The organism is Amycolatopsis sp. FBCC-B4732, assembly GCF_023008405.1.
Classification (GTDB): Bacteria; Actinomycetota; Actinomycetes; order Mycobacteriales; family Pseudonocardiaceae; genus Amycolatopsis; species Amycolatopsis pretoriensis_A.
Window position 1 is genome coordinate 3,088,587 of sequence record NZ_CP095376.1, and the last position, 16,327, is coordinate 3,104,913.

Annotated in this window: 16 protein-coding genes; 9 read left to right on the forward strand and 7 right to left on the reverse strand. The window is 72.4% G+C overall.

What is annotated here, in order from left to right:
* Positions 1–158: 158 nt before the first annotated feature.
* From MUY14_RS13235 to MUY14_RS13245, 3 genes are all read left to right on the forward strand, one after another.
* Positions 159–932: a DUF4333 domain-containing protein gene (locus MUY14_RS13235; protein ID WP_247023280.1), complete on the forward strand. Its 774-nt coding sequence runs from the start codon at positions 159–161 to the stop codon at positions 930–932.
* Positions 933–1,001: 69 nt separating this feature from the next.
* Positions 1,002–2,204 (forward strand): GNAT family N-acetyltransferase, encoded by a 1,203-nt coding sequence (locus tag MUY14_RS13240; protein ID WP_247023281.1) that lies wholly within the window; start codon positions 1,002–1,004, stop codon positions 2,202–2,204.
* A 42-nt stretch (positions 2,205–2,246) separates the two neighbouring features.
* Complete coding sequence (locus MUY14_RS13245; protein ID WP_247023282.1) at positions 2,247–3,461, forward strand: GNAT family N-acetyltransferase; 1,215 nt, start codon at positions 2,247–2,249, stop codon at positions 3,459–3,461.
* On the opposite strand, the gene MUY14_RS13250 is transcribed toward MUY14_RS13245, so the two are convergent.
* Entirely contained in the window at positions 3,458–4,402 is a 945-nt protein-coding gene (locus MUY14_RS13250) for a 5'-3' exonuclease (protein ID WP_247023283.1), read from the reverse strand. The genes MUY14_RS13245 and MUY14_RS13250 overlap by 4 nt on opposite strands.
* 206 nt (positions 4,403–4,608) lie before the next feature.
* Here MUY14_RS13250 and MUY14_RS13255 point away from each other — a divergent pair, with 206 nt between their 5' ends.
* The 4 genes from MUY14_RS13255 to MUY14_RS13270 are packed head-to-tail and all read left to right on the forward strand — an operon-like array spanning position 4,609 to position 6,760.
* Complete coding sequence (locus tag MUY14_RS13255; RefSeq protein WP_247023284.1) at positions 4,609–5,751, forward strand: Xaa-Pro peptidase family protein; 1,143 nt, start codon at positions 4,609–4,611, stop codon at positions 5,749–5,751.
* Entirely contained in the window at positions 5,748–6,203 is a 456-nt protein-coding gene (locus MUY14_RS13260; RefSeq protein WP_247023285.1) for an Lrp/AsnC family transcriptional regulator, read from the forward strand. Before MUY14_RS13255 ends, MUY14_RS13260 begins: the two co-directional genes overlap by 4 nt.
* Before the next feature lie 46 nt (positions 6,204–6,249).
* Entirely contained in the window at positions 6,250–6,474 is a 225-nt protein-coding gene (locus tag MUY14_RS13265) for a hypothetical protein (RefSeq protein ID WP_086858801.1), read from the forward strand.
* Positions 6,461–6,760: a hypothetical protein gene (locus MUY14_RS13270; protein WP_247023286.1), complete on the forward strand. Its 300-nt coding sequence runs from the start codon at positions 6,461–6,463 to the stop codon at positions 6,758–6,760. Before MUY14_RS13265 ends, MUY14_RS13270 begins: the two co-directional genes overlap by 14 nt.
* Positions 6,761–6,842: 82 nt before the next feature.
* Here the strand turns inward: MUY14_RS13270 and MUY14_RS13275 are convergent, their stop codons facing one another.
* Positions 6,843–7,922 carry a GDSL-type esterase/lipase family protein gene (locus MUY14_RS13275; RefSeq protein ID WP_247023287.1) on the reverse strand — a complete coding sequence of 360 codons (1,080 nt, stop codon included), beginning with the start codon at positions 7,920–7,922 and terminating at the stop codon, positions 6,843–6,845.
* A gap of 80 nt (positions 7,923–8,002) precedes the next feature.
* Positions 8,003–8,905 carry a LysR family transcriptional regulator gene (locus MUY14_RS13280; protein ID WP_247023288.1) on the reverse strand — a complete coding sequence of 301 codons (903 nt, stop codon included), beginning with the start codon at positions 8,903–8,905 and terminating at the stop codon, positions 8,003–8,005.
* A gap of 96 nt (positions 8,906–9,001) precedes the next feature.
* Between MUY14_RS13280 and MUY14_RS13285 the strand changes: the two genes are divergently transcribed.
* Complete coding sequence (locus MUY14_RS13285) at positions 9,002–9,841, forward strand: oxidoreductase (protein WP_247023289.1); 840 nt, start codon at positions 9,002–9,004, stop codon at positions 9,839–9,841.
* 58 nt (positions 9,842–9,899) lie between these two features.
* On the opposite strand, the gene MUY14_RS13290 is transcribed toward MUY14_RS13285, so the two are convergent.
* The 4 genes from MUY14_RS13290 to MUY14_RS13305 form a co-directional block, all read right to left on the reverse strand.
* Positions 9,900–10,244 (reverse strand): VOC family protein, encoded by a 345-nt coding sequence (locus tag MUY14_RS13290; protein ID WP_247023290.1) that lies wholly within the window; start codon positions 10,242–10,244, stop codon positions 9,900–9,902.
* 85 nt (positions 10,245–10,329) lie between these two features.
* Positions 10,330–10,998: an ABC transporter ATP-binding protein gene (locus MUY14_RS13295; protein WP_247023291.1), complete on the reverse strand. Its 669-nt coding sequence runs from the start codon at positions 10,996–10,998 to the stop codon at positions 10,330–10,332.
* Positions 10,995–11,687, reverse strand: a complete 693-nt coding sequence (locus tag MUY14_RS13300; RefSeq protein WP_247023292.1) for an ABC transporter ATP-binding protein — start codon at positions 11,685–11,687, stop codon at positions 10,995–10,997. Before MUY14_RS13300 ends, MUY14_RS13295 begins: the two co-directional genes overlap by 4 nt.
* Entirely contained in the window at positions 11,680–14,262 is a 2,583-nt protein-coding gene (locus MUY14_RS13305) for an FtsX-like permease family protein (RefSeq protein WP_247023293.1), read from the reverse strand. The genes MUY14_RS13300 and MUY14_RS13305 overlap by 8 nt, the downstream gene beginning before the upstream one ends.
* 308 nt (positions 14,263–14,570) lie before the next feature.
* Here MUY14_RS13305 and MUY14_RS13310 point away from each other — a divergent pair, with 308 nt between their 5' ends.
* Positions 14,571–16,286: a glycosyl hydrolase family 18 protein gene (locus tag MUY14_RS13310; RefSeq protein ID WP_247023294.1), complete on the forward strand. Its 1,716-nt coding sequence runs from the start codon at positions 14,571–14,573 to the stop codon at positions 16,284–16,286.
* Positions 16,287–16,327: the final 41 nt, after the last annotated feature.

Below are 16,327 nucleotides of genomic sequence, written 5' to 3' on the forward strand. Positions count from 1 at the left end.
TCCGTGTTAGGCCTGCTCGGACGGGGCACAACGGTGAGCGTGGGACACGTGTGCTCGGGTCCGACCTGTGGTTGGATCGCGGGGAACACCGTGCGTACGCGGCTTTACGGCGGTTTCGGGGTGGAGAGCCAGTTGAGCGAAGCAGGCGGAGGCAGACGATGAGCACGCCGTATGGCGGCAACGACCCACAGCAGCCCCAGTACGGGCAGCAGCCGGGCGGTGGGTACCCGCCGAGCGGCCCGCAGGAGCAGCCCCAGTGGGGCCAGCAGCAGCCGCCTTCCTACGACCCGAACCAGCAGCAGTGGGGTCAGCCGCAGCAACCCCCGCCCTATGGGCAGCAGCCGGGCGGGTACGGCCAGCAGCAGCCCCCGCAGCAGCCGCAGTGGGGCCAGCAGCCGCCGCCGTACGGGCAGCAGCAGCCGGGTGGCGGGTACCCGCAGAGCGGTCCGCAGGCCCAGCCGCAGTACGGGCAGCAGCCGGGCGGGGCGTACCCGCAGAGCGGGCCCCAGGCGCAGCCGCAGTACGGGCAGCAGCCGGGTCAGTACGACTACGGCCAGCAACAGCAGCAGTACCCCGGCGCGGGCGCGCCGGAGGGCGAGCAGCCGGCGAAGTCCAAGAAGGGCCTGCTGATCGGCGTCGTCGCGCTGGTCGTGGTGCTGGCGGTCGTCGGGGTGCTCGGGTTCGTCGCACCGGGGTTCTTCAAGACGCAGGTCTTCAACAACACCCAGATGCAGACCGACGTGCAGAAGCTGCTCACCGAGACGTACAAGATCGACGGCGTCACCGGCGTGACCTGCCCGGCCGAGCAGAAGGTCGAGGACGGCGCGAAGTTCGACTGCACCGCCACGATCGCGGGCAAGCCGCAGCAGGTGCAGATCACGGTCAAGGGTACGGGCGGGAACTACGAGGTTTCCCCGCCCGCCACCAAGTAGTTCGCGAGGAGTCCGGCCGCCGGGGAATTCCGGTGGCCGGACTTCGTCGTTTCCGGAGATGATCCGGGGATGAGCGACTTCGAGATCCGGACGCTGCGCACGGAAGAGCACCGCGCCGCGAGCGATCTGTTCCGGGACACCGTGCACGTCCGCCCGGCCTCCGACGCGGAGTGGGAGCGCTCCGGTCTGGCCTACCAGCCCGGTGGGGCGATCGGCGCGTTCGACCCGGAGCTCGTCGGCACGGCCCGGTTCTTCGACGCCGAGCTGACCGTTCCGGGTGGGGCGCGGGTGCCGATGGCCGGCGTCACCGGTGTCGGGGTCCGCGCCGACCGGACCCGCCGTGGCGTGCTGCGCGCGCTGATGGCGGCGCAGCTGGAGGAGTTCGCCGCGCGCGGAGTGGTGTGCGCGAACCTGCTGGCTTCCGAAGCCGCCATCTACGGCCGGTTCGGGTACGGCCTGGCGACGCGCAACCGCACTTACCGCGTCGACCGGTCACGGGCCCGGCTGCGGGCCGACGCCCCGGTCGGCGGCGAGATCGAGCTGCTGGACGCCGATCGGGCCTGGGAGCTCCTGCCCGGTGTCTACGACCGCATCGGGCGCCGGCCGGGGATGATGTCCCGGCCCGAGGTGCTGTGGCGCCTCTACGAGGCCCAGTGCCGGCGCCGCAGCGTGCCGATGAAGGCAGTGGTGCACCACGGTCCCGACGGGCCGGACGGGTTCGCGACCTACTTCGTCGAAGGGCTGGAAGCGCACCCGTGGACGAAGGACCTGGAGGTGCCGGACCTGTTCGCCGCCACGCCCGCCGCGTTCGCCGGGCTGTGGCGGTTCCTGCTCGGCGTGGACCTGGTGGACCGGATCGTCGCCGAGGAGCGGCCGCTCGACGAGCCGATCGAACTGCTGCTGGCCGACCACCGCCTGCTGAGCGACGACCGGATCGGCGACGAGCACTGGATCCGGCTCGTCGACGTCCCGAAGGCATTGGCCGCGCGGGAATACGGGGCCGCCGAGCCGGTCGCGGTCGAGGTCACCGATCCGCTGCTGCCGGCCAACAGCGGCACCTACCGGATCACCCCGGACGGCGCCGAGCGCACCGAAGAGCCCGCCGCGCTCCGGCTGGACGTCACCACGCTCGCGATGCTCTACCTCGGCACGTGGAAGGCGTCGGCGCTGGCCGGGGTGGGCCGGATCGAGGTCCGCGACCCCGCCGCGCCGGCCGCCGCGGACGTGCTGTTCGGCACACGATCGGTGCCGTGGAGCGGCTCTCACTTCTAAAACGGGGTGCCGTGGCTGGGGCCGGGCGGCAAGATCGGCGGCATGACCGCCTTCGACGTCCGCCCCATCACCGAGGACGAGCGCCGCGGTGCGTTCGACCTGCTCGGCCGCTCACTGCACAGCAACCGCGTCAGCGACGAGCTGTGGTCCCGCTTCGGGGTTTCGTGGCCGGCCGCGCACAAGTTCGGCGCGTTCGACGGCGACACCATGATCGGGATCGCCAGTTCCTTCGACACCGATCTCACCGTGCCCGGCGGCCGCGCGCTGCCGGCCGCCGCGGTCGACGGAGTCGGGGTCCGCGCCGACCGCACCCGCCGCGGCGTGCTGACCGAGCTGATGCGCGTCCAGCTGGCCGACGTCGCCGCGCGCGGGCTGCCGCTGGCGATCCTGCACGCGAGCGAGCCGACGATCTACGGCCGCTTCGGCTACGGCTCGGCCGCGCTGGGCAAGACGGTCCGGGTGGCGCGGCCCGCCGCCCGGCTGCACGAGCGCGTCCCGCTGCGCGGCGACGTCCGGATGCTGACGCCGGACGAGGCCGTATCGGAGATTTCCGGGCTGTACCGGCGGATCGCGCGCCGCCCGGGCACGATCGCCCGCCCGCCGCTGTGGTGGCCGGTGATGCACGACCGGCTCACCGGCGCGGACGGCGACCACGTCGTGGCCGTCCACAGTGGACCGGGCGGGGACGATGGCTTCGTCGTCTACGAGACCGTGAGCCGCCGTTCCCTGGACACGCCGGACGAGGGCGCGGTGCTGAAGGTCCGCGACCTGCACGCCGACGGTCCGGCCGCGCTGGCGGGTCTCTGGCGGTTCCTGTTGTCGGTCGACCTGGTGTCCGCGGTGCACGCCCGTCACCGCCCGGTGGACGAGCCGCTGCCGGCGATGCTGGCCGACCACCGGCACGCGGCCACCCTCGCCGTCGAGGACGACCTGTGGCTGCGGCCGGTCGACGTCGAGGCGGCGCTGGCGGCCCGGACGTACCGGGCGGCCGGCCCGGTGGTGCTCGCGGTGACCGACCGCCTGCTGCCCGCCAACACCGGCCGCTACGAGATCGGCCCGGAGGGCGCCCGGCGGACCGGGGCCGCCGCGGACCTGACCCTCGACGTCGACAGCCTCGGCATGCTGTACCTGGGGGAGTGGAGCGCCACGGCCCTGGTGCAGGCGGGCCGCGTCGAGGTCGCGGACCCGGCCGCGGTGGCGCGCGCGGACGAGCTGTTCACGACGATTGCCGCACCGTGGTGCGGCACGCACTTCTAGGCGCCGGGGAGGGCCTTGAGGAGCCGCTCGACCGAGTTGCCGAGGTTCCACCGCTCGGCCAGCTCGGCGACCCGCTCGGGGTCGGCCGGCACCGCCGGCACGGTGTCGGGACGGGACTGCTCGACCGGCGCGTCGACCGCGACCCGCACCACGGTGGGCGCGACCGCGAGGTAGCCGGCGGCGTCGGAGAGCCGCAGCCGGGTCTTGAGCGGGACGCGGGAATCCCCGGCCGCCGACGCTTCGAGCAGCGCGTCCAGCGAGCCGAACTGCGTGATCAGCTTGGCCGCGGTCTTCTCGCCGATCCCGGCGACGCCGGGCAGCCCGTCGGAGGGGTCGCCGCGCATCATCGACATGTCCGCGTACGCCGGCCCGGCGGTTTCGAGGGGGAGGCTGTAGCGCTCGGCGATCTCGGCCGGCCCGAGCACCTCGGCCTTGGCCCAGCCCTTGCCGACGTAGATCACCGACGCGGGCGACGGCTCGGCGCGCACCAGCTGGAAGAGGTCGCGGTCGCCGGTGATCACCTCGACCGGGATGGTCTTCTCGCGGGTGGCCAGCGCGCCGATGACGTCGTCGGCCTCGTAGCCTGCCGCTTCCGCGGTCGCGAACCCGAACGCCTCGAGGAGGTCGAGGATGATCGGCACCTGCGGGGTGAGCGTGTCGGGCACCTCTTCGACGTCCGGGCCGCCGCCGGTCTCCTCGGCCACCCGGTGCGCCTTGTAGCTGGGGAGCAGGTCGGTCCGGAACTTCGGCCGCCAGTCCGCGTCCAGGCAGCACACGAGCCGCGCGGGCCGCCGGTCGGTGAGGATCCGCGCGATCGTGTCGGCGAACCCGCGCACGGCGTTGACCTGCGTCCCGTCCGCGGCGCGCATCGAATCGGGCAGGGCGAAGAACGAACGGAAGTACAGGCTCGCGGAGTCGAGCAGGGCAAGGGATCCGGTCACCCGCACAGCCTCCCACGCCCGGCGACCACCCGGTGCGCACGACGCACCCCGCCGCCGTGAAACCCGGAAGGGGCACCCCTCATGACCGTCGCGGCCGCGGGGGAGGGGAGTGGTGGTGCACCGGGCCGGGTGACGCACCTCGCGGCCCGGCATGTCGCGGCCCCAGGCCGTCCGGCCGGTGGTGCGGCCCGGCTAGGCTCGCCCTCATGTCGCGCCGATCCCTCCACACGCCAGCCCCCGACGCCGCCGCCCTCCGCGCTCGCCTGGACCGCGCCCGCACCGCCGCGGCCGCCGCCGGCACCGATGCCCTGCTGATCGCGCCCGGCTCCGACCTGCGGTACCTGCTCGGGCAGGCCGGTGGTTCGTTCGAGCGGCTCACCACCCTCGTCGTCCCCGCCGACGGCACGCCGGCGCTCGTCGTCCCGAAGCTGGAGGCGCCCGGGTACGCCGACGTCCCCACCGACGAGCTCGGCGTCGAGCTGCTCACCTGGGTGGACGGCGACGACCCGTACAAGCTGGTCGCCGACCGGCTCGGCAAGCCCGGCCGCGTCGCGGTCAGCGACTTCACCCCGGCGCTGCACGTGCTGGCGCTGCGGTCCGCGCTCGGCGAGGCCGAGCAGACGCTGGCCGGCCCGGTCGTGCGCGAGCTGCGGATGCGCAAGGACGCCGCCGAGATCGCGTCGCTGCGAGAGGCCGGCGCCGCGATCGACCGCGTGCACGCCCGCGTCCACGAGTGGCTGCGCCCCGGGCGCACCGAGGCCGAGGTCGGCGCCGACATCGCCGCGGCCATCGTCGAGGAGGGGCACGTCCAGGCGGACTTCGTGATCGTCGGCTCGGGTCCGAACGGCGCCAGCCCGCACCACGACGTCTCCGACCGCGTCATCGAGAAGGGTGACGTCGTGGTCGTCGACATCGGCGGCCCGCTGCCGGCCGGCTACAACTCCGACTCCACCCGCACCTACGCCGTCGGCACGCCGCGCGACGCCGACGTGGCCGAGACGTACGCGGTGCTGCAGCGCGCCCAGGCCGCCGCGGTGGCCGCGGTCAAGCCGGGCGTCACCGCCGAGGCCGTCGACGCCGCCGCGCGCGAGGTCATCGCCGAGGCCGGGTTCGGCGAGTACTTCATCCACCGCACCGGCCACGGCATCGGCCTCGACGTGCACGAGGAGCCGTACATCATCGCCGGCAACGCGCTGCCGCTGGAGCCGGGCATGGCCTTCAGCGTCGAGCCGGGCATCTACCAGCCGGACCGCTGGGGCGCCCGGATCGAGGACATCGTCATCGTCACCGAAAACGGCGTCGAGCCGGTCAACAACCAGCCGCACGAGCTCGTCGTGCTGGACGCATGACGGTCGGCGGGCTGGAGCCGCTGGACCAGTCGATCGTCCAGGAGCTCGCGGCCGACGGGCGGCGCAGCTTCACCGACCTCGCCGAGCGGGTCGGGCTGTCGGTGTCGGCGGTGCACCAGCGGGTGCGCCGCCTCGAGCAGCGCGGGGTCATCCTCGGCTACACCGCGCGGCTCGACGGCGAGCAGATCGGCCTGCCCCTGACGGCGCTGATCTCGCTGACGCCCAACGACCCGGGTGCGCCGGACGACTACCCGCAGCGGATCCAGCACATCAAGGAGATCGAGTCGTGCTACTCGGTGGCCGGCGACGAGTCCTACATCCTGCTGGTGCGCGTCCAGTCGCCGCTGGCGCTGGAGGACCTGCTGCGCCGGATCCGCGAGGCCGCGAAGGTGTCGACGAGGACCACGGTGGTGCTCTCTACGCCGTTCGAGGGACGTTCGCCGACGTTCTGACGCCGGTGGTCCGCCCGGTGACCGGAGCACTGGTACGGTAAAAGGTATGGCAACACGTAAGGTCACTCTTTCGCTGGACAGCGGCGCGCTGGAATTCGCCGAACGAGCCGCGAAAGCCCACGGAATCTCGGTCTCGTCCTGGCTGTCGAAGGCGGCCAGGCGCGAGGCGGTTCGCACGGGTTACACCCCGCGGAAGCCGGAGCCGGCCGTCGCGGAATCGGACGAGGCCGAGCGCACCGCGGCGGAAAAGGATCTGCGTGCGCAGGGGTGAAGTCTGGACGTACCACCCCCCGACCGAACCGGCCCGGCAGCGCACGGTCGTGCTGCTGTCCTCGGACGGGGTGAACGAGTCCGAGCGCCCCTGGCTGCTCGGCACCGAACTGCTCGAGCGCGACCCGCAGGACATCCTCGGCGTCGCGATCGACGCGCGCTACTGGGTGTCGACGCTCAACCTGACCAGGCTGTACCGGCCTTGGTTCGACGAGCGGATCGCCGAGATCGACCTGGACGTCCAGGAGCGCATCGACATCGCCCTGCGAGCTGCTCTCGATCTTTGAGTGTATAACGCCCTATACCGCCTGGTGAAATAAAGAGCCGTCCCGGCACCGAACCTGAATACCGGCAAAAGACCGGCAAGGCTCAGCGAGCCACGACCTCCGGGGCCGAGTGCAGTTTCCCGTCGGCACCGGCGAGGCAGGAGGCGTTCCCTTCGCCGGCCGCGATGAACTCCGTGACGCAGCCGGCGATCGCGGCGTGCCCGGCGGCGTTGGGGTGGAACGATTCCTGCAGTGCGTGCCCGGCGCGGTCGGCTCGGCCGAGGTCGGCCAGCTGCAGGGTCAGGCGGGTGAACCACTCGGTCGCCGGGTTGGCGCCGCCGCTGCAGGCTTCGTGCTTGACGCCGGCTTTGGCGAGGTCGAGGAAGCGCGCGCCGGTTTGCCGCGCGGCGGCTTTGAGGCCGGAGGACAGGACGCCGATCCCGGTTTGGGAGATCCAGCGGAGGTCCTCGACGCGGAACGGGCAGCCGTTGAGGCTGCGGAGGTCTTCGGGCAGGTCCGGGCCGATGGGTGCGGCGTAGGACTGCAGGACGAGCTGGTAGTCGGCGGGGACGTAGCCGGCTTGGGCGAGGACCTTCTTGACGTCGGAGACGGCGGTCGCGACCTTGGGCACCATGGCGTCCACTTTGGACTGCCAGGTCTGCTTGAGCGCTTCGCTGCAGGGCGGGCCGCCGGGGTCGAACCAGGCTTTGAAGCATTCGGTGACCTGGTTGGAGAACTTGGGTTCGTCGTTGGCGCCGACGGCGATGACGACGGCGGCGACGCGGTGGTCCTTGACGAGGGTGGCGAGCTGCTGGGCTTGGGAGCCTTCGGTCCACTGCTTGACGTCGCCGAGCGCGACCTGTTCGGCGGGTGCGCCGGAGCAGCCGAGGTTGACGTGGGCGGTGATGCCGGGGACGGTGATCTTGTCGACGAAGGCGTTGGGCGAGCGGTGGCACCAGTTGCCGCCTTGGCCGTTGGTGGTGGCGGTGTACTGGCCGGCGCCTTCGCCGGAGACGGTGCTGTCCCCCATGGCGACGACGGTGAGTGGCCCGGTCCCGGGTGGCCCTTGACGGGGCTGGGGTTGCCCGTTCTTGCTTTCGGAGCCGAAGAAGGCGAAGGAGCCGACCAGCAGGGCCACGCAGGCGAGGACCAGTGCCCCCCAGTACCACCGAAGACGTCGCATCGGCGTCGAGTCTACGGAGGGGGTGCCCGGCTCTCGTGAAGTGGATCAGGCCGTGCCGGGGTAGCTGCGTGGGGCAGCTGCTAACCGGCTTCGGTGAGGTCGGTGGTCGCGGCGAGTTCGACGGCGACGTCGGTGATGGTCCGGATCGCGGGGTTGTCGTTGCCGGGTGACCAGACGAGTTCGGTGCGGGCGAGGTCGCCGTCGAGGGGGATGAAGGTGACGCCGGTGCGGCGGAGGCTGTGAGAGGAGCGGGTCAGGCGGGTGACGCCGACGCCGGCGGCGACGAGGCCGAGGAGTCCTTGGACGGTGGTGGCGCGCTGGACGACGTCCGGGGTGAAGCCGGCGGCGGTGAAGTCGGCGTCGTAGGTGCGGTGCCAGGGTTCCCAGCTGGTGCGCGGGGTCAGTACCCAGGGCTCGGCCGCGAGGTCCGCGAGCTTCAGTGCGGCGCGGCCGGCAAGGGGGTGGCCGGTGGGCAGGACGGCGCAGACCTCTTCGGTGAGCAGGGTTCGCGAGGTGAGGTCGTCGACCAGGGGCGGGCGGGTGAAGGCGAGGTCGAAGCGGCCGTCCCGGAGGCCGTCGACGAGTTCGGCGATGGGTGCTTCGGTGGTCGTCACGGCGAGGCCGGGGAACCGTTCGCGGACGGCGCGGACGATCGGGGGCAGCAGGTAGTTCGCGGTGGTGGTGAGGAAGGCGAGGCGGGCGGTGCCGATTTCGCCGCGGACGGCCCGGCCGAGGGTGGTGACGGCTTCGTCGGCGCGGGTGAGCACCGCGCGGGCTTCGGGGAGGAACAGGGCGCCGACGGCGGTGAGGCGGGTTCCGCGGGGGTCGCGGTCGAAGAGGCGGGCGCCGAGGGTGCGTTCGAGGACGGTGATCTGCTGGGAGAGCGACTGCTGGGCGATGTGGAGGCCGGCGGCGGCGCGGGTGAAGCTGGTTTCGTCGGCGACGGCGACGAAGTAGCGCAGCTGGCGCAGCTCGGGGGGCACAGGTGCTGACTGTAGCCGTGGCAGGAGACCGGTGTTGGCGCCCTGGTGGTGATCGTCCCCAGGATGGGAGGGGAATCCACTGGGAGGAACGCAGAGATGACGAACACCGACGGCCGCGTCTGGCTGATCACCGGGTGCTCGGCCGGGTTCGGCCGGGAGATCGCGCTGGCCGCGCTGGCGGCGGGCGATCGCGTGCTGGCGACCGCGCGCCGGCCGGAGACGTTGGCGGATCTTCAGGAGCGCGGCGGTGACCGGGTCCGGACAGCGGCGCTGGACGTCACCGACGAGGGGCAGGTCGACGCGGCGGTGAAGACGGCGCTGGCCGCGTTCGGCCGGATCGACGTCGTGGTGAACAACGCGGGCAACGGCTCGGTCGGTGCGGTCGAGGAACTGACGATGGGCGAGCTGCGGGGGCTGCTGGACGTGATGTTCTTCGGTGCGGTGGCGGTGACGAAGGCGGTGCTGCCGCACCTGCGGGCGCAGGGTAGCGGCACGGTCGTGCAGATCAGTTCGATGGGCGGTCAGCTGTCGATGCCGGGCTTCGGTGCCTATTGCGCGGCGAAGTACGCGCTGGAGGGTATTTCGGGGGCGCTGGCGGCGGAGGTGGCGCCGTTCGGGGTGCGGGTGCTGATCGTCGAGCCGGGCGCGTTCCGCACCGAGTTCGGCGGGGGCCGCATGCACCGCTCCCGCACGATCGACGCGTACGCGGTGTCGACGTCGGGCACGCGGGAGGCGGTGGAGAGCATGGACGGCACCCAGCCGGGCGATCCGGCGAAGGCCGCGGCGGCGATCGTGCGGGCGGTCGGGAGTGCGGACGCGCCGCTGCACCTCGCGCTGGGCGCGGACGCGGTGGAGGCGATCCGGGCGCAGCACGAGGCGCTCGCGGCGGACTTGGCGGCGTGGGAGGACGTCAGCCGGGCCACCGCGCTCGGGTGACCGGGCCCGGCCGCTCGCGCCGCCGCAGCGGGGTGACGTCCTGGGCCGCCGCGCTCGGTCAGTCCTGGAGCAGGCCGAGGACGTTGCCGTCGGTGTCGGTGAAGGTCGCGACCAGGCGGCCGTTGCCGACGTCCTTCGGCTCGTCCTTGACCTTCGCGCCGGCGGCGGTGACTTCGGCGAGCTTGGCGGCGATGTCGTCGACGTGCCAGTAGGTCACCGGGCCGCTCATGCCCTGCTGGGCGCCGTTGGGGACGAGGCCGATGTGCTGGCCGGCGGTGTCGTAGCCGACGTAGTAGGGCGCGTCGGCCTGGGGTTCGGTGCCGAGCAGGGCGGTGTAGACGGCCTTGGCCGCGGCCAGGTCGGTGACGGGGTGCAGGACGGTCTTGATCCCCTGGGTGGTCATCGTGGTGCTCCTGGAATCGTCGGGTGCGGTACGTCGTCGACGCTATTCCCGGCTCGTTGACCTGCGCTTCTCGATTCCTGATCGATCAGTCGAGCAGTGCGGTGAGGACGCCGTCGAGGAGGCGGACGCGGCGGTCGGCGATGCGGTGGACCTCGTCGTCGTGGGTCGCGACGACGACCGCGGCTCCCTCGGCGGCGCAGCGGCGCAGCAGGCGCAGTACGCGCGGGGTGGAGCCGGCGTCGAGGTGGGCGGTCGGTTCGTCGGTGAGCAGGACCCGGGGGCGGCCGGCGACCGCGCGGGCGAGTGCCACGCGCTGCTGCTGGCCGAAGGAGACCTCGAGGGGGTAGCGGTCGCCGAGGTCGCCGATGCCCAGTTCGTCCAGGAGTTCGGTGACGCGCGCCTGGATGTCGGCGGCGGCCGGGCGGGGGACGTCGGAGCGCAGCCGCAGGGGGAGTGCGACGTTCTCGGCGATGGTCAGTTCATTGGCGAGCCCGAGGGCTTGCGGGAGCACCGCGCAGGTGTGCCACGGGGGCGCGCCGGTGATGGGGACGCCGTCGAGCAGGACGCAGCCGGAGTCGGGGGAGTCGAAGCCGCACAGCAGGGCCAGCAGCGCGCTCTTGCCCGAGCCGGAGCGGCCGGAGACGGTCACGAGTTCGCCGGCGCCGACGCGCAGTTCGAGGCCGCGCAGCACTTCGATGTCGCCGCTGGGGTGGGTGAAGCTGCGGCGCAGGCCCTTGGCTTCCACGAGGGTCATGGCAGCGGTTCCCGTTCTTCGATGCCTTCGAGCGAGCCCTTGTGCAGCCGGGCCACTCGCGCGCCGAGGTCGATGAGGCGGTCGTCGTGGGAGGCGACCAGGACGGCGAAGTCCTGGTCCACCAGGTACCGCAGGGTGTCGAGCACGAGGTCGGCCGAGGCTTCGTCCAGTTGGGACGTCGGTTCGTCGGCGAGGATCACGGTGGAGCGGGCGGCGAGGACGCAGCCGAAGGCGAGCCGTTGCTGCTGGCCGCCGGAGAGCGCGGAGATCTTCCAGTCGCCGGTGCCGTGCAGGCCCAGCTGGCCGAGGATGTCCTCGGCGTTGCAGTCGGTGCCGGCGGCTTCGGCGGCGGCGCGGAGGTTTTCGGCGACCGAGAGGTAGCCGAGGAGGTTGTCGGCGGGGTTCTGGAACACGAGGCCGAGGTGGTGGCGGCGCAGTGCGCGGCGTTCGCGGTGCTTGAGCTTGCGGACGTCGGCGCCCTGGAAGGTCAGGGTGCCGCGGGCGGGTTGTTCGAACAGGCCCAGTACGCGCAGCAGCGTGGACTTGCCGGAGCCCGACGGTCCGGCGAGGACGGTCATCCCGCGGGCGGGGACGTCGATGCTGACGTCGTCGACGCCGGTGACGATCCCGGCGGGGGTCTGGTAGTCCACGCCGATGCCGCGCAGGGAGAAGATCGGTTTTTCAGGCACGGATCAGCTCCGCGGTCCGGGCGGTGCGCACCGAGCGCACCGCGATCCAGCCGGCCAGCGCGACGACGGCCACGCCGATGACGACGACGGTCAGCACGAAGGGCAGCGGGTCGGGTAGTTCGGAGCGGGGTGCGAGGAAGGTCGCGGGGTCGAACCGGGGGACCGACAGGCCGGCCACGGAGATCCCGCAGACGACGCCGACGACGATCGCGAGCCCGCTCAGCGCGCCCAGTTCCATGAGGTGGCTGGCGAGCAGGGTCCGTGGCCGCATGCCCATGCGCAGGACCAGCGCGCCGGCGAGGGCGTTCTGGCGTCGCCGGACTTCGACCGCGACGAGCAGGGCCAGGATGGCGACGATGCCGAGGACCGCGCCGAGCAGCGCGACGAAGGAGAACGTCCAGGACACGACGAAGAACGGCAGGCCGTCGAGCGCGGTTTCGCGGCTGACGCGGTTCGGGATGAACACGCCCGCGGAGCGCAGTGCGCTGGTCGCCTCGGCCATCGGGGCCGTGGTCAGCACGCTCCACTTCGGGACGCTGTCGAGCTGCGCGTGGCTGAGCACCGTGCGGGAGACGACGTAGCCGGGCGAGGTGCCGATCATCGGGAACACCGGCAGGTCGCCGGCGGGGACGGCGTCGGGGAGCCCGTCGGGCAGCTGGGTGGTCTGCCTGGCGGTGTGGCCGACGCGGATGACCGGGGTGCCGCGCGGGTCGGGCTGGGAGATCTTGCGCAGCAGCTCGTCCAGGTCCGCGGTGGGGATCCGGTCGACGGCGGCGCCGCGGGCGAAGGTGGCGGGGTCGACGACGAGCACGACGCTGCCGGTGCCGGTCAGCTCGCCCACGACGGTGCTGGTGCCCGCGAGCGATGCGGGCATGGCGACGTCGCCCATTCCGATCGGGCTGTCGGTGTCGAGGCGGGCGTTGCTGCCGACGAAGACCGCCGACTTGGTGTCGAGCGCCTCTTCCTGACCGTTGGCGATGCCGATCCCGGTGGCGAGGGTGCCCACGGCGAGGGTGCCGATCACGAGCACGCCCGTCACGGGTGCGCGGGCGCCGGCCAGCCGGCGGATCGCCAGCTGCAGCGCCGGGCGTGACCAGAGCCGGGCGCGGTGGGAGGCGTGCAGGGCCAGCCACGCCAGCCGGGCGGTCAGCAGGCCCACGGTGAGCACCACGAACACCGGGTAGGTCAGTGCCAGCGGATCCACCTGGGGTAATGGATTTCCGAGCCGGGATCCGCTGCCGTAGTGGGCGAGGCGGTTCCAGCCGAGCCAGGCCATGCCCGCCGTCGCGAGTTCCCACGGGAAGTACGCCAGCAGCCGGGCCCGGTTGCCCTTGCGTCGTACCCGGCCGAGTTCGAACTCGCGGTGGACGCGGACGGCGACGACGAGGGCCAGCAGCGCCAGGGAGAGCACCAGCGTCCCCGCCGCGACGCCGCCGGCCTGCAGTTCGGCGGCCGGGTCCGGGGTGCCCGGCGGGCCGTAGACGCCGAGCAGCAGCCGGGCCGCGACGGTGCCGGCGGCGCCGCCGGCGAAGATCGGCAGGCCGAGTTCGGCGACGGCGAGCCCGCCGAGGGCGGCCGGGCCGCTGCCGCGGGCGGAGAGCAGCCGCAGCTGGGCGTGGCGGCGCTGGTACCACTGCAGGGCGACGGTGCCGAGGCCGGCGCAGCCGACCAGGACGCTGATCAGGGCGAGCGGCAGGATCGAGACGAACACGTTGTCCTGGGCCTGGCGGGCGATCTGCACCGAGCGTTCGAACGTCGGGACGTCGGCGGCGACGAGGTCGCCGCGGCCCTGGGCGGTCAGGTCGGCGCGGACGTCGGTGACGAGGTCGTGGGAGCGCTGCAGGAGGTCTTCGGCGCCGCTGAGGGTGGTGGGTGGCGGCTCGTAGAACGAGATGTGGAAGTACTGCATCCGGGGCAGGCCGATGGCTTTGACCGCGCTGTCGAACGTCTTCTGGTCGGTGGCGAAGGCGATGGAGTCGATCGGGTCGTTGACCAGCCGGTCGATGACGGCGCCGGACTGCTGCGAGCACCAGAACCGCGGCGGCGGGTCGAGCAGGTCGCCGTAGATGCCGGTCACCGGCGGCAGCGGGATGCCCTGGAGGCTGGGTTTCGCGCCGAGGCCGATGTGCTCGGCGTCGGCGACGACGTTGCCCAGCCACAGCCCGGGTGCGCGGCTGCCCTGCTGCAGGGTCAGGTTGTCCAGCCCGGCCTGGTCGCGGTAGGCGAGGCGGATCTTGTAGTGCGGGTCGCCGTTGAACTCGGTGCCGGGCAGCACGGTCGTGTAGGCGCCGACGACCGGGGTGGTGAAGCCGTGCGCCGGGGCGTGCTGCCGGACGGCCTGGGTGAGGGCCGGGATGTCCTGGACGGCGATGTTGCCCTTGCCGAAGACCGGGCCGTAGCTGTCGGGGCAGGTGATCCCGGTCTGGTAGGTCACCGCCGCGCCGCCGGCTGCGGAGGCCTGCAGGACCGCGGCGGTGCCGAGGAAGCAGGCGAGCAGTGAAGTCACCGCGGCCACGATGAGCGTCAGCGGGCTGGAGAGCGCGGCCTTCGGGGCCGCCCGCCACGGCTTGGTCACTCTGCGTTGTCCAATCTTCCCCCACGTCACCCGCATGGACGCGCACGCTACCGGGACTCCCGAGGTGTTGGAACGTTTTTGTCACGATCGTTAGTCGCGGGACATGGTTACGCTGGGCTCCGATCATGCGGGAAAGGGACTTTTCCGGCCCGGCCCAACCCCGGCGGCCATCCGGCCGGTTTAGTGGTCTAGACCTTGACGTCAGGATTGGTCTGATCCAATCCTGAAGGCGTTCCCCCGTGCACCGCCGCGGCACGGTCCCCGCCGGCTCTGGAGCGCAGATGCGTCGACGCAGATCCTTCCCCCGTATGTCCGTTTTCCTGGCCGCACTGGCGGTTTCGACCGGTTCGCTGGTCACCGCCGCCGGCACCGCCCAGGCCGCCACGCCGCTGCCCACGCACGTGTTCGCGCCCTACTTCGAAGCCTGGACGGGGGAGAGCCCGGCCGCGCTGGCCCAGCAGTCCGGGGCCAAGCACCTCACCATGGCGTTCATCCAGGCCGCCACCAAGGGCTCCTGCACCGTCTATTGGAACGGTGACACCGGGATGCCGATCGCGAACTCGACCTTCGGCTCCGACATCGCCACGATCCGCTCCCGCGGCGGCGACGTCATCCCCTCCTTCGGCGGCTACACCGCCGACAACACCGGCACCGAGATCGCCGACAGCTGCACCAGCGTCGACTCCATCGCCGCGGCCTACGAGTCGGTGATCACCACCTACGACGTCCCGCGGCTCGACATGGACATCGAAGACAACTCGCTGACCAACTCCGCCGGCATCGACCGCCGCAACAAGGCCATCAAGAAGGTCCAGGACTGGGCCGCCGCCAGTGGCCGCTCCCTGCAGATCTCCTACACCCTGCCCACCACCACCCGCGGGCTCGCCGACAGCGGACTAGCCGTGCTGCGCAACGCCGTCTCCAACGGCACCCGCGTCGACGTGGTCAACCTGATGACCTTCGACTACTACGACAACGCCGCCCACCAGATGGCCACCGACACCCAGACCGCCGCCACCGGCCTGGTCTCCCAGCTCGCCGCGCTCTACCCGGGCAAGACGCAGGCGCAGCTGTGGGCGAGCGTCGGGGTCACCGAGATGATCGGCGTCGACGACTTCGGCCCCGCCGAGACCTTCACCACCGCCGACGCCGCCACCGTCTACAACTGGGCCGTCTCCAAGGGCATCAACGAAATCTCCTTCTGGGCGCTGCAGCGCGACAACGGCAGCTGCCCCGGCGGTGCCGCCGCGGACAACTGCTCCGGCATCGCCCAGGACACCTGGTTCTTCAGCCACGCCTTCGAACCCTTCACCGGCGGCACCTCCGTACCCGGCAACGACTTCTCCGTCACCGCGAACCCGGCCTCGGCCGCCCTCGACCCCGGCAAGTCCGCCACCGCCACGATCGGCACCGCGGTGACGTCGGGCTCCGCGCAGCAGGTCGCCCTGTCGGTCACCGGCGCACCCGCCGGCGTCACGGCGTCGGTCAGCCCGGGCTCGGTGACCGCGGGCGGCACCGCGACGCTGTCGGTGAGCACCACGACCGCGGCCGTCCCCGGTGTCTACCCGCTGACCGTCACCGGCGCCGCCACCTCCGGCAGCCACAGCACCACCTTCACCCTCACGGTCAACGGCACCCCGCCCGCCGGCGGCGTCGTCAACGGCGGCTTCGAATCCGGCGCGCTGAGCCCGTGGAGCGCCGCCGGCGACGCCATCGTCGCCACCCCGGCCCACTCGGGCACGAAGGCACTGCAGGTCGTGCCGACGGCCTCGGCCACCGGCGAGGCCGCGCAGAACGTCACCCTCGCCCCCAACCACGCCTACACGCTCAAGGCGTGGGTCCAGGGCAGCTACGCCTACGTCGGCGTCCGCGGCGGGGCCAGCGCGAGCACGTGGACCTCGAGCAGCGGCTGGACCCAGCTGTCGGTGCCCTTCACCACCGGCGCGTCGGGCGCGGTGACGGTCTACGTCCACGGCTGGTACGGCCAAAGTGCCCTCTACGCGGACGACTTCAGCATCAGCTGAGGCGTTCGGCGGTGGCCCGGTTGCGCAAAGCGGAGGTTGGC

Bases quoted from the DNA above. Each gene is read 5' to 3' on its own strand.
- MUY14_RS13235 (WP_247023280.1), top strand. From the start codon at position 159: ATGAGCACGCCGTATGGCGGCAACGACCCACAGCAGCCCCAGTACGGG.
- MUY14_RS13240 (WP_247023281.1), top strand. From the start codon at position 1,002: ATGAGCGACTTCGAGATCCGGACGCTGCGCACGGAAGAGCACCGCGCC.
- MUY14_RS13245 (WP_247023282.1), top strand. From the start codon at position 2,247: ATGACCGCCTTCGACGTCCGCCCCATCACCGAGGACGAGCGCCGCGGT.
- MUY14_RS13255 (WP_247023284.1), top strand. From the start codon at position 4,609: ATGTCGCGCCGATCCCTCCACACGCCAGCCCCCGACGCCGCCGCCCTC.
- MUY14_RS13260 (WP_247023285.1), top strand. From the start codon at position 5,748: ATGACGGTCGGCGGGCTGGAGCCGCTGGACCAGTCGATCGTCCAGGAG.
- MUY14_RS13265 (WP_086858801.1), top strand. From the start codon at position 6,250: ATGGCAACACGTAAGGTCACTCTTTCGCTGGACAGCGGCGCGCTGGAA.
- MUY14_RS13275 (WP_247023287.1), bottom strand. From the start codon at position 7,922: ATGCGACGTCTTCGGTGGTACTGGGGGGCACTGGTCCTCGCCTGCGTG.
- MUY14_RS13285 (WP_247023289.1), top strand. From the start codon at position 9,002: ATGACGAACACCGACGGCCGCGTCTGGCTGATCACCGGGTGCTCGGCC.
- MUY14_RS13290 (WP_247023290.1), bottom strand. From the start codon at position 10,244: ATGACCACCCAGGGGATCAAGACCGTCCTGCACCCCGTCACCGACCTG.
- MUY14_RS13295 (WP_247023291.1), bottom strand. From the start codon at position 10,998: ATGACCCTCGTGGAAGCCAAGGGCCTGCGCCGCAGCTTCACCCACCCC.
- MUY14_RS13310 (WP_247023294.1), top strand. From the start codon at position 14,571: ATGTCCGTTTTCCTGGCCGCACTGGCGGTTTCGACCGGTTCGCTGGTC.